This is a genomic window from Ruegeria sp. AU67 (assembly GCF_900312795.1).
In the GTDB taxonomy this organism is placed as follows: domain Bacteria; phylum Pseudomonadota; class Alphaproteobacteria; order Rhodobacterales; family Rhodobacteraceae; genus Ruegeria; species Ruegeria atlantica.
Genome location: NZ_OMPH01000019.1, coordinates 128,781 through 141,544 on the forward strand (window position 1 = coordinate 128,781; position 12,764 = coordinate 141,544).

Here is a 12,764-nt window from a genome sequence, read left to right on the forward strand (position 1 = left end):
AGAAAGGCAAGGCGATGACAGCTCCGAACCATGTGACGGTTGGCGGCGCTCCCGAAGGGTTTGACGCACAGCTTGTTCTGAGTGAGATCGTGCGCGTTGGCGGGCCGGTCTGCCATGTCGCGCGTGACGATAAACGGATGGAGGCGATGCGGGCCGCACTGGCTTTCTTCGCCCCCGATATGCCGGTCTTTGTGTTTCCGGGGTGGGATTGTCTGCCATATGACCGGGTGTCGCCCAACGCCGACATAGCAGCGGCGCGTGTGGCGACTTTGGCGGCACTGGTGCATCAGATGCCGGATCGGTTTGTTCTGCTGACCACGCTGAACGCGGCGACCCAGCGCGTGCCTGCGCGGGATGTGCTGCGCGAGGCTGCTTTTACCGCCCGCGTGAACCATCGCGTCGATGAAACGGCGCTGCGGAACTTCCTTGTGCGCATGGGGTTCACCCAAAGTCCGACGGTGATGGAGCCGGGTGATTACGCGGTTCGCGGCGGTATCATCGACATTTTCCCACCGGGCGAAACCGGTCCCGTACGTCTGGATCTGTTCGGAGACGTGCTGGACGGCGCGCGCCGGTTCGATCCGGTTTCGCAACGCACGACCGAAAAGCTGGATGTTGTCGAATTGGCTCCGGTTTCCGAGGTCATTCTGGATGACGCCGCCATCACGCGGTTCCGCCAAAACTATCGCATCGAATTTGGCGCGGCGGGCACCGATGATCCGCTGTATGAGGCGATCAGCGCGGGCCGCAAGCATCAGGGCATCGAACACTGGCTGCCGTTCTTCCACGAAAAGCTGGAAACCCTGTTTGACTATCTGCCGGATGCGACGATCACTGTGGATGATCAGGTGACACCCACGCGGCTTGCCCGCTGGGATACAATTGCCGATCAGTATGAAACGCGGCGTCTGGCGCTGGAAAATCGTTCGCGCATGGATACGGTGTATAAGCCTACACCACCTGGATTGCTCTATCTGGACGATGCCGCATGGGAGCAGGCGGTCGGGGACCGGCGGGTGATGCAGTTCAGCCCGCTGCCTCAGGCCAGCGGTCCCGGTGTGATCGATGCAGGCGGGCGGATTGGCCGCAATTTCGCACCAGAGCGGCAGCAGGAAAACATTAGCCTGTTTGGTGCTTTGGCAAGCCATATCACCGACAAGATGGCCAAGGGGCCCGTCTTGATTGCGTCTTATTCTGAAGGGGCGCGAGAGCGTCTAACAGGCTTGATCGAGGATGAAGGCCTGGCCGAAGCCGTCCCTGTCACCGATGGCACCCGGATTGGCAAACGCGGATTGCATCTGGCTGTCTGGGCGCTTGAGCACGGGTTTGAAACGCCCGGTCTGACCGTGATCGCCGAGCAGGACGTGCTGGGTGACCGCCTCATCCGCCAGCCTAAGAAGCGCCGCAAGGCCGAGAATTTCTTGACCGAAACCCAATCGCTCAGCCCCGGTGATCTGGTGGTGCATGTCGACCACGGGATCGGGCGGTACATTGGGATGGAAGTGGTCACGGCGGCCGGTGCTGCGCATGAATGCCTGCTGCTGGAATATGCCGAACAGTCCAAGCTGTATCTGCCGGTCGAGAACATCGAGTTGCTGTCGAAATACGGCCATGACGAAGGTCTGCTGGACCGCTTGGGTGGAGGTGCGTGGCAGGCTAAGAAAGCCAAGCTGAAAGAACGCATTCGCGAGATGGCGGACAAGCTGATCCGTATCGCTGCGGAACGCGCATTGCGCAAAGCTCCGGTCATGGATCCGCCGCCCCACGCGTGGGAGGAGTTCAGCGCGCGCTTTCCATATCAGGAAACCGATGATCAGTTGCGCGCGATTTCCGAGGTGATGGAGGACATGCATTCCGGCGCGCCGATGGATCGGTTGATCTGTGGTGACGTGGGCTTTGGCAAAACCGAGGTTGCCATGCGCGCGGCCTTTGTCGCCGCGATGTCCGGTGTTCAGGTGGCCGTGATCGCACCGACCACCTTGCTGGCCCGTCAGCATGCAGCCAGCTTCAAGGAACGGTTCCGGGGCTTCCCGTTGGAGGTGCGGCAGCTATCGCGCTTTGTGTCCGCGAAAGATGCACAGCAGACCCGTGATGGTATGGCGCGCGGGACCGTCGACATCGTGATCGGCACCCATGCGTTGCTGGCCAAGGGTATCCGGTTCAACAATCTGGGCCTGTTGATCATCGACGAAGAACAGCATTTTGGCGTCGGTCACAAGGAACGACTTAAGCAGCTGCGCAGCGACATTCACGTTCTGACCCTTACCGCCACACCGATCCCTCGGACACTGCAACTGTCACTGACCGGGGTGCGCGATCTGTCGATCATTGGCACACCGCCGATCGACCGTCTGGCCATTCGTACCTATGTCAGCGAATTCGACGCGGTCACTGTCCGCGAGGCGCTATTGCGCGAACACTATCGTGGCGGGCAGAGCTTTTACGTTGTTCCCCGTATCTCCGACCTGCCAGAGATCGAGGAGTTCCTGAAAGAACAGCTGCCCGAACTGACTTATATGGTGGCACATGGGCAAATGGCGGCGGGCGAACTCGATGATCGTATGAACGCCTTTTATGACGGAAAATACGACGTGTTGTTGGCGACGACGATTGTCGAAAGCGGGCTTGATATTCCCACCGCGAACACGATGGTCGTGCACCGGGCGGACATGTTCGGGCTGGCGCAGCTTTATCAGATCCGTGGTCGGGTAGGGCGGTCTAAAACCCGTGCCTATGCGTACCTGACCACCAAGCCGCGTCAGAAACTGACGGCGACAGCCGAAAAGCGCCTGCGGGTTCTGGGCTCGCTGGATACTCTGGGGGCCGGGTTCACGCTGGCGTCGCAGGATCTGGACATTCGTGGTGCGGGCAACTTGCTGGGCGAGGAACAATCTGGCCAGATGCGCGATGTCGGCTATGAGCTGTATCAATCGATGCTGGAAGAGGCGATTGCCAAGATCAAAGCCGGTGAGATGGAAGGCCTGTCGGAAGCCGACGACCAATGGGCGCCACAGATCAATCTGGGCGTACCGGTTCTGATCCCCGAAGATTACGTGCCCGATCTGGATGTGCGTTTGGGGCTTTATCGTCGCTTGTCATCGCTTTCGACCAAGGTCGAATTGGAAGGCTTTGCCGCAGAACTGATTGACCGGTTCGGCACGCTGCCCAAAGAGGTAAACACCCTGATGCTGGTCGTGCGTATCAAGGCGATGTGCAAGCGGGCAGGGATCGCCAAGCTGGATGGCGGGCCGAAGGGTGCGACAATCCAGTTCCACAACGACAAGTTCGCCTCGCCGGAGGGTTTGGTAGAGTTCATTCAGAACCAGCGCGGTTTGGCCAAGGTTAAGGACAACAAGATCGTTGTGCGGCGCGACTGGAATAAGGACAGTGACAAGATTAAAGGCGCATTCGCCATCGCCCGCGATCTGGCGGAAAAGGTCATGGCAGCGAAGAAGAAAAAGGCGAAAGCCTAGTCTCCGCTGACAAAGGTGCACAGCTGCCATTCGCCCGCGTCGGATTTTACGAATGCGGCGCGGTGGCCTGTCATGGGCCATAGAAAGTCGCCGTGCATGAATCCCCGCGTGCCGTCGGTCAGCATCACCGGTTGATAGTCGGCACCGTCGCGATAGTTCGGGACGATGACGATCTCGTGGCTGATGAGGCTCAGCGCTGGGGAGCCCGGCTCGGCAGCTTGCCGAAGGGTCACGTCCTCACCGGTCACAAAGTAGGCCACGTAAGGGTCCAATGAGGCAGGCAAAGTGATCTGCCATTGATGCGGCATCCAAAACTCGCCCTCGTCGTCGAAATAGCCCGGTTGGGACAGGGTGGTTTCCAGATCGCTCCAATAGGCTTGGCGGATCTGATCTTCTTGAGAGTCGCTGGTTTCCGGGGCGAGGTACTCAAGAAATTCCCCGGGCCCGCCATTTCCGCCATGGCTGAGGTAGATGTCCGAGCAAGCGGCTGCGATCACGGCCTCGGTATCCCGTGCGGCCACGCTCGCCAACAAACTCTCCCGAAAGGCCACGAGGGTAGGATCGCGGTCTGCTTCATCGACCGGCGTAAAAGACTGGCGGTCAGCTAGGGCTGGGCCGCAAATCAACAAAGACAGCAGCAGTGCACGGGTCATTCTGCGACCTTCATTGCTGCCTGCGCGCAAAAACACGAGGCCCCGACGGCCCGGTCAGCGCGGGCAAGCGCCAGATCAAGACGTTGTTTGATCAGTTTGATCTCGGCTGTCTCACCGCGTGCTTTCAGACAATCATGCAGACCCTTTAAACTCCAGACATTGTCGGGGTGGATTGAGGCGCGGCTCAGAGTGCCGCCAAGCCCAAGATCTTCGCGATACACTGCTTCGGCCTCGGGCACTTGGCCCTGTTCGTACAACAACGCACCAAGCGCGTGGCGCGCGGGTTGCATCCAACCCCAAGGCTCGTCGTAGGGCAACGTGTCGTCCAATTTGACCGAGCGCCTAAGATGGGCGAATGCAGCGTTAAAATTGCCTTTGCGATACTCAATCTCGCCCCGCAGCATTTCGCGGGCGATGTCCAGCAAGTCGATCACGCGGTTGTTGTGCAGCAGCCGGGTTTCCGGAACCCGATCCTTGGCGGCAAGGAACAGTTGCTCTTCGGCCTCTGCTTCGGCCACCTGACCTGTGGCCGCATAGGCGATTGCACGTGCGTAATGAGTGGTTGCGGTGACAGTGCGGTAGAGGTCCTGATCCTCGGGCAAGGGCAGGGCCTTTGCTTCTTCCCACCGGCCAAATCGGATCAGGATATGCGGCCCCATCGACATGTAGCTTTCGAAGAAATCCGCCATGGGCGGGCTTTCCGTGCGCAGCATCTCTTCGGGGGTGGTGTCCCAGATGCCCTGATTGGCGCGCAGTGCGGGTTCCATCTGGCCAAGGAACAGCGCGCCGTAGATGGCAAAATGATAGTCGTGCTGGCGATAGCCTGTGTAGATGTTGAACGCACCTTCGCGCTCATAATACTTCAAGTCGGCCTCGGTCGCCTTTTCATTCCAGTGAACGACGTTCTGATAGTGCCCACACAACACGTCGATATGGGTTGGCATATGCACCAAATGCCCCGCATCCGGGACCAATGTGCGCAGGATATCCCCGGCCTTCAGCGCCTTTTCCGGTGTTGGCGACATCTCCATCAGATGAACATAGAGGTGCAACAGACCCGGATGCGACATCGCCGCTGGATCGTCTGCCATCGCGTCTTCCAGGGCTTTTTGCGCTTCCAGCGTCGCGGCGCCCTCAGCGGGATTACCGGTTTTCAGGTCCCACATCTGCCAGGGGGTCAGGTTGAGCAGCGCCTCAACATAGATGGTGCGCAGATCGAGGTGATCCGACTGCTCTGCAAAGGCCACGCGCATCGCGGCGGCAAAATCGTGATCCCAGCCATGCATGTCGTCGACAGGATCGCGCTGTGGATACCGCGCGGGCAGGGCGCGGATCAGCGCCCGTTCCGTCGGGCTGCACCCTTTAGCCAAAGCCACGGCTTTCTGCGTGGCATCATAGGCCAGTGCCAGCGCCTTTCGTTGCCCGCGGTCATCCAGCAAGTTCCAAGGAAGGTTGTAGTTTGGGCCCGCGGCATAAGCCACGCCCCAGTGGGCCATCGCGCAGTCGGGGTCGAATTCAAGCGCGCGCTGAAAGCACACTACTGCTTCGTCGTGGTTATAGCCGTAGGTCCAATTCAGCCCTCGGTCGAACCAGAGCTGTGCGTCTGTTGAAGCCGTCGCTATCGGACAGGAATATGCGCCAAGATCGTAATAGTCGCTCATTGATCCCCCCTTCAATGGGTTCCTAAAGTCCAAACCTTGGGATTTTGCTGTGCATTTTCCCGGACCTGCACGACATAGACTGCCAACGTGAACACCGCAAAAAACACCAACAGGTTTATCAATAGGGCTCTGGCGACACCGCGCCGGTAAGCACGACCCTTCCAAGTGCCCGCAAACTCACTTGGTTTACGTGACCTTGGGTTGGGATGATGGAAGTTCTTCGCCATTGGTGCCCCATAATTTCAGGGAAGTTTAGCGTACTTTTTTTCCGTCGCACAGATCAGGCTGGCAGCCTGTTTTCGATCCGCCCCATATGCAGCATCAGGCCGAAGCCCGCGGCGCTCATGGCCAGGATACCGACAGCCAGCGGGGTGATGGACCCGTCGAACATCTGCCCGATAGGCGCCGCAATCGCGGCAGCAAACACGGTCGAGATCGCTCCGATCACCGAGGCTGCCATACCCGCGATATGGCCCATAGGCTCCATCGCGATGGCGTTCAGGTTGCCCATAGTCATGCCTGCCATAAAGAAAACCGCCGTTTGCCAGCTTACAAAAACGGCGAAGGACAGCGTGGGCGAAAGGTCTGCCGCATTCAGGGCGATGACGGCTGTGGTAAAGAGGACCTGCGCGCCTAACGCCCATGTCACGATCCGGCGCATGCCCAATTTAATAACGAGTGCCGCGTTTAGCAGGCTGGCTGAGCCCGCCATCAAAGCCACGAACCCGAACCAGAACGGAAAACTGTCGGCACTGTCGTGGATGACATCGTAGACCGGTTGAACCATCGTCAACATGGTGAACAACATGCCCAGACACAGTGTCTGAACCAAGATCGACAGTCGGACAGTTGGGTGTGTGAACATCTGGCGCGCGGCGTCCAGTATAAGGGGCAGGCGCAGCGGGCGACGGTTCTCGACCGACAAGGGTTCCGGAAGGCGCAGGCCCATCCAGACGATGGTGATCAGTGAGAACAGGATGAATGAGGCAAAGATACCCCTCCATCCGGTCAGTGCGATCACGCCGGCACCAAGCATTGGCGCAATCGCCGGTACCAGGGTGAAGATCATCATTGCAATCGATACAATCCGCGCCATCTCGCGGCCCGAATACAGGTCGCGAATAATTGCCATGGCCACCACGCGCGGGGCCGCACATCCGATCCCCTGGAAGACACGGGCGACCAATAGCATTTCGAGTGATGAACTGGCCCAGGCAGCTGCCGCTGCGATGATATACAGTGCCGATCCGACGTAAATCACTGGTTTGCGGCCAAAGGCGTCCGACAGCGGACCGGTGAAAAACGTGCCAATCCCCATGCCCAACACAAACGAAGTCAGGATCAGCTGGGCTTTGTTGACGTCGTTGGGGCTGAGTTGCGCGCCGATATTTGGCAGTGCAGGCAACATGGAATCGATCGAAAACGCGATTGTCGCAAACATCATTGCGACAAGTGCTACGAACTCACCCCGTGACATGCGATTAGCCATAACGCCCTCCTGATCTGTTCGCGCTATCACGGCAAATCAGTTGACGCTAGGTGTCAAATTGCACAGAGGTCTGTGCTAATTTGCAGGGGAAGCCTCAAGTTGAGACTTGATTTCAGCAATCACTTTTTCCCACATTTCAGGGGGTTGCGCCCCGGGGACGGCATGTTGATTGGCAACGATGAACGTCGGGACAGAACTGATGCCCATTTGCCTGGAATGGCTGTCACGGTTGTTGATATCCTCGCGATCGGCATCGGATTTCAGCAGTTTTAGAACGACTGCGGCGTCCATGCCCGCGTTGTCGGCAATATCCGCCAGAACCTCATGATCGCCGATATCGCGGGCCTGTACGAAATAGGCATCGAACAGTGCGTCGACAACGGCGTTCTGTTTGCCTTCAATCCCGGCCCAATGGATCAGACGGTGCGCGTCCAGAGTGTTGGGCGTACGCTCCATGCCCTCGAAGTCGATCTTAAGACCTGCACTCTCAGCATGATCAACGACCGGAGCATAGGCCCGCACCGCGCCTTCCTTGCCCCCAAACTTGCGTTCGAGATACTCGCGGCGATCCATCCCGGCATCCGGCATGTCGGGGTTCAACTGGAACGGATGCCATTCGATCACAAACGGATGGTCCGGGATCGCCGCTAGCGCCTTGTCCAGATGGGTTTTGCCGATATAGCACCACGGGCAGATCGGGTCGGACATGATATCAAGCTTGACGGTCTCGGTCATGGGTTGGTCGCCTTGAAATAGGCCGGCAGCGCCCGGCGCAGAAGTTTCCCGTTCCCGCCGGTGGGCAGTTCAGGCAGATGGATAAAGGTGCGCGGTTGCTTATAGCGCGCCAGATTTGCCTCGACATAAGTACGCAGGGCGTCGTCGTCCAGCTTTTCCGGTCCTGTATAGAAGGCTGCTATCACAAATGTGTCCTGTTTGACCTCGACTGCCGCAGCCCCGACCTGCGCGATGCCGGGATATCGGGACAGCGCGGCCTCGACCTCAACCGGTGACACTCTATAGCCGCCTGCATTCATCATATCGTCATCGCGGCCCAGATAGGTGATCTGGCCATCCACGGCCATGGCTCCTTGATCGCCGGTAAGGAACCAGTCGTCCTGCATCCGGGCTTCGGCCTCGTCCGGGGCGTTGAGATAGGTCAGCATCAGGCCGGGGTCGGACCTGTGTACGGCAATGGTGCCTTCCTGACCCTGAGGTACGGGACCGTCAGGTCCCAGGATGGCCACACGGCGGCCAGGCTGCGGCTGTCCCAATGCATCGGACCGCGCTGGATGCGCCGGGCTGGACGAAATGAAAGTCGAACACTCGGACATGCCATAAGCTTCGTAGAGTTCAGTGCCGGTCGCTTGCGTCCACTGTTCATGCAGATGCCGTGACAGTTTTTCTCCGGCGCATAACCCATGCCGCAATTCCGGTAGGTCGAGGTCGTCTGTTGAGCTCACCACCTTACGGAATACGCCCGGTGCTGCAGCAAAGATGGTGGCCTGATGATGGCGTAGCAGGGCGGGTAGTGCGTCCAGGTCGGTGCCCGGCGCGGGGATAAGAGCCGTTGCGCCAATGGTCCAGGGATCCATCAGACCAGTGCCTAAGGTATAGGTCCAGTTGAACGCGCCCGCGTGACACAGGCGATCGGTTTCACGCAGCCCGTACCAGCCATCCACCATCATCTGACGCGCCCAGATGGCGCGATGGGCATGGGCCACAGCCCTCGGTTTTCCCGATGTGCCCGAAGTATAGACGACATAGGCCATCCTTTCCGGGTCACCCATTTGAAACTCAGCAGCAGGCAGATCACGCATTCCGGCCAAATTGGACAGGTCAATCTGAACCGGGTGCGCGGCGCACGCAACTTGTGGGTCACGCAGAATGGCGGCAGGTCTGAGATCCTTGATCATGCGCTCTGTTTCCGGCTCGGTCAGCTGCGATGATGTTGGGACCGGGATGATGCCGACAGCAATCGCTCCGAGATAGGCAATCGGGAAATCGACCGTGTTCCCAAGCCGCATCAACGCGATATCGCCGGGCTCCAAACCGGCATTCAACAACCCTGTGCCAGTGCCCAGAATGGCCTGCTGCAACTCGCAATACGTCCAATTCCGGGCATCCGTGGAACCCACGACGGACAGGGCGGTCTTGTCCGAAAGCCTGTCCGCACAGCGCAGTACATGCGCTGCCAGATTGAACGGAGACGGGCAGGCCGGCGGCGGCCCCTGATCAAAAATAGAAAGCATGGCAACTGGCTAGCGCGACCACTGCTGCGTTGCAAGCACGACGGGCTGCGCCTATAGAATGACGCATGAGCACCCAAGACCAGACATCTTTGATCCGCATTGCCCGGGACTCGGGCGAACATACGGAAGTTGAACCACTGGACCTCGGCGCGCGTGTGCGCGAGCTGCGGAAAGCGCGGAAATGGACGCTTGAACAGGCGGCCACGCAGGCCGGTTTGGCGCGTTCAACACTCAGCAAGATCGAAAACGGTCAAATGTCGCCCACCTATGACGCGCTGAAAAAGCTTGCGACCGGTCTTGAGATTTCGGTGCCGCAGCTGTTTACGGCGCCACAGCGGGACCAGGTGATCGGCCGGATGGCCGTGACGCGCATGGGCGAAGGGTCTGCCCATCCCACAACCACCTATGAACATGAACTGCTGGCCGAAACGCTGACAAAAAAGCAGATGTTGCCCTATCGGGCCCGTGTCCGCGCGCGGTCAATGGATGAGTTCGACGGCTGGGTCCGCCACGACGGAGAAGAGTTCTTGTATGTCCTGACGGGTGTTGTGCGCCTTTATACCGAGTTTTATGAACCAGTCGAAATGCGCCGCGGCGACAGCGCCTATTACGACGGGAGCATGGGTCATAATGTAATCTCGGTCAGCGACGAAGATGCAATGATCCTGTGGGTGACATCACTTACTTAACGACCGGCTGAATTCCCGGTTCAAACCTTCCGTGAACAAAAAGTCCTCAAGCTCTTCGTGGGCTTCGTTCATGGTCAGTTGATGGCGTTCAGCCAGATACGCTTCGAAACATTTGCGGTCTTGGCTTAACCGCACCATGTCCTGATCCCGCAGGTTTGGAAAGCGCCGTTTGGCGCGGGTATACATTGCACTCCAGTCTTGCGTCAGATCGGTCCATTTCAACATTAGACAGCTTTCCGTATTCATGGTTTCAAACCGCTCGTCCCAAGAACCAGCGTACGTATGTGATGGGGGTGTTCGGGCATGACAAAATGTCGCACCCGGGGTCGGATGGCGGATAGATTTTTGGCGGGGTCGAAAGTGCCCGTTGCAGCCTATCCGCAACGGGCAGACGGACCTGATTTTTGAGTGAGTGGAGGCCGGTCCGTAGATTCGATGTGCTGCGCACCGGACGAAGAGTTACGTTTTGAATTTCAAAGCAATAATCAATTCGTGCAGCGCACTGCAGTATATGTACAAGCTATATCGCCAAAACCCGTTCAGTAAAGCTTTTTGTGTGAGTTTTTTTAGGGAACACTTAACGTAGGGGCAGTTGCAACATGTCGGCGCGCCAGAAATTCGCCCCGCAATATGCGGTGCCATATGGCTGTGTGCCGTTTTCCGCCTACGTCCTTTTGGAGCCGCGCGTGACCGGTTACTCTTCGTACCACCAAACCTGCGGCATGTACTCGGGCCCATCGCCATAGATCGGCAAGTTTTCCGGCTGCTTGAGTTCCTTGGCGTGGGCGATCCGGCCCACATCAAAGTTCCAGATCGGAATGACATAGCGCCCGGCGGTCAACACACGATCAAGCGCACGCGTTGCAGCGACGAAATCCTCATGACTTTCCGAGGCCAGCATGGCGTCAATCATTCCGTCCACAGCGGGCGAAGCCACCCCCATCAAGTTGCGCGTGCCTGGAGTGTCCGCGTTTTCGCTGCCCCAATACAGGCGCTGCTCGTTACCGGGTGACAGGGACAATGCGCGACGGAAATAGGTCATGTCGAAATCCAGCGCCGACGTTCGGCTTGTAAACTGGGCGCTGTCGACCTGTTCGGTGTTCACAGCGATGCCAAGACGTTCCAGCGCGCGCGCGTAGATCTCGATTGCTGTTTCGCTTTCGGTGTCGCCCTGTTGCAGCAACACGGTCAGCGTAAAAGCATCGCCGTTTTCGTTACGCAGCACGCCGTCCTGGATGGTCCAACCAGCCTCAGCCAACAGTTTGGTTGCAGCGCGGATGTTCGAACGATTGCGGGCCGATCCGTCACTTTCCGGCAGGGTATAGCCTTCAAGCGTTCCGGGGGGCAGGTCGTCCTTGAACTCCAATAGCAGCTCTTCGACGCGATCACTTGCCGGGCCGGGCTGCATCGCAAGGTCCGAGCCCGAGAAATAGGATGAGATACGCGGCTGCGCGTTACCGGTAATCGTGTCGTTGATGAACTCGAAATTGAATGCCAGTGTCAGCGCCTCGCGGACACGCCAGTCGGCAAACGGCGCTTTGCGGGTGTTCATGACAAACCCGGTCATGCCCGAAGGCTTGCCGTGTGGGATCTCGGTCTTGACCACATCTCCACGCTGGACGGCCGGGAAATTGTATTGGTTCGCCCATTTGTCGGCATTGAATTCACGTACCGCAGTCAGTTCACCGGCTTTGAAGGCCTCAAACAGAACTGTGCCGTCGCCGTAAAACTCGATCCGCATTTCGTCCAAATTCATGGTGCCTTTACGGAAGGGAATATCAGTGCCCCAATAATCCGGGTTCCGCTTGAGGTTCAGGTATCTACCGGCCTCATAGCTGTCGACGATGTAGGGCCCGGTTCCGACCGGAATGTCATGCAACCCGGCATTGGCAAAATCTTTACCTTCCCACTGGGCTTTCTGCAGGATCGGGCGCAGGCCTGCAATCAGGGCAAGCTCGCGGTCGGGCTCGTTGAAGGTGATGCGCACCGTGCGGGGACCGGTCTGTTCGATACTGTCTATCTTGCCCCACAACCCGCGATATCGCAGGTGGCCTTCGGTGCCTAAAGTCTCATACGACCAGATGACATCATCCACTGTGACTGGTGTACCATCCGAGAATTCGGCGTTCTCACGCAGGGTGAATTCGACCCAGGATCGGTCCGGCGCGGTCTCAACTGATTCGGCTAACAGCCCGTAAAGAGTGAAAGGTTCGTCCCAGGATCGACCCATCAGGCCCTCATGGGTCCAAAATCGCAATTGCCAGGGCGAGCTGCCTTTTTGCACGAACGGGTTCAAACTGTTATAGCCGCCCGTATTTCCGAACACGACTTTCCCGCCTTTTGGCGCGTCCGGATTTGCGTAGGGCAGGGACACAAAATCCGGTGGTAAGGCGGGGTCACCATACATAGCTATGCCATGGGTCGATTCTGCATAAGCAATTGACGTGCTCAAAAGTGCAGTGATTCCCGCGATCAATGGACGAACGGGGCGTAGAAAATCGGGGCTCATTTTGGAAACAATCCTGCTCTGGCCTTATTTTGTTGGGATTC

The 12,764-nt window shown here is 58.3% G+C and carries 10 protein-coding genes; 2 read left to right on the forward strand and 8 right to left on the reverse strand.

Translation table 11 applies throughout. From position 1 onward, the window contains the following. The first annotated feature begins 14 nt into the window (after window positions 1-14). The gene (gene mfd / locus DK510_RS08935) at window positions 15-3,473 is read left to right on the forward strand and encodes a transcription-repair coupling factor (RefSeq protein WP_109311776.1); all 3,459 of its coding nucleotides are present in this window, start codon (window positions 15-17) and stop codon (window positions 3,471-3,473) included. Here the strand turns inward: mfd and DK510_RS08940 are convergent. The 6 genes from DK510_RS08940 to DK510_RS08960 form a co-directional block, all read right to left on the reverse strand. Next, window positions 3,470-4,126: a hypothetical protein gene (locus tag DK510_RS08940; protein WP_109311777.1), complete on the reverse strand. Its 657-nt coding sequence runs from the start codon at window positions 4,124-4,126 to the stop codon at window positions 3,470-3,472. The two genes, mfd and DK510_RS08940, sit on opposite strands and share 4 nt — an antisense overlap. Then, window positions 4,123-5,787 carry a tetratricopeptide repeat protein gene (locus tag DK510_RS08945; RefSeq protein WP_109311778.1) on the reverse strand — a complete coding sequence of 555 codons (1,665 nt, stop codon included), beginning with the start codon at window positions 5,785-5,787 and terminating at the stop codon, window positions 4,123-4,125. The genes DK510_RS08940 and DK510_RS08945 overlap by 4 nt, the downstream gene beginning before the upstream one ends. Before the next feature lie 11 nt (window positions 5,788-5,798). Next, complete coding sequence (locus DK510_RS22780; protein ID WP_160116488.1) at window positions 5,799-6,014, reverse strand: hypothetical protein; 216 nt, start codon at window positions 6,012-6,014, stop codon at window positions 5,799-5,801. 53 nt (window positions 6,015-6,067) lie between these two features. Then, window positions 6,068-7,276: a multidrug effflux MFS transporter gene (locus tag DK510_RS08950; protein ID WP_109311779.1), complete on the reverse strand. Its 1,209-nt coding sequence runs from the start codon at window positions 7,274-7,276 to the stop codon at window positions 6,068-6,070. Window positions 7,277-7,351: 75 nt separating this feature from the next. Continuing rightward, window positions 7,352-8,011, reverse strand: coding sequence for a DsbA family oxidoreductase (locus tag DK510_RS08955; RefSeq protein ID WP_109311780.1), 660 nt, complete (start codon window positions 8,009-8,011; stop codon window positions 7,352-7,354). Then, window positions 8,008-9,525: a class I adenylate-forming enzyme family protein gene (locus DK510_RS08960; protein WP_109311781.1), complete on the reverse strand. Its 1,518-nt coding sequence runs from the start codon at window positions 9,523-9,525 to the stop codon at window positions 8,008-8,010. Before DK510_RS08960 ends, DK510_RS08955 begins: the two co-directional genes overlap by 4 nt. 65 nt (window positions 9,526-9,590) lie before the next feature. On the opposite strand from DK510_RS08960, the gene DK510_RS08965 reads away from it, so the two are divergent. Next, on the forward strand, window positions 9,591-10,214 hold the full coding sequence (locus tag DK510_RS08965) for a helix-turn-helix domain-containing protein (protein ID WP_058271780.1): 624 nt from the start codon (window positions 9,591-9,593) through the stop codon (window positions 10,212-10,214). Here the strand turns inward: DK510_RS08965 and DK510_RS08970 are convergent. Then, window positions 10,203-10,439: a hypothetical protein gene (locus DK510_RS08970; protein ID WP_058271932.1), complete on the reverse strand. Its 237-nt coding sequence runs from the start codon at window positions 10,437-10,439 to the stop codon at window positions 10,203-10,205. The genes DK510_RS08965 and DK510_RS08970 overlap by 12 nt on opposite strands. A gap of 469 nt (window positions 10,440-10,908) precedes the next feature. Then, complete coding sequence (locus DK510_RS08975) at window positions 10,909-12,723, reverse strand: extracellular solute-binding protein (RefSeq protein ID WP_109311782.1); 1,815 nt, start codon at window positions 12,721-12,723, stop codon at window positions 10,909-10,911. Window positions 12,724-12,764: the final 41 nt, after the last annotated feature.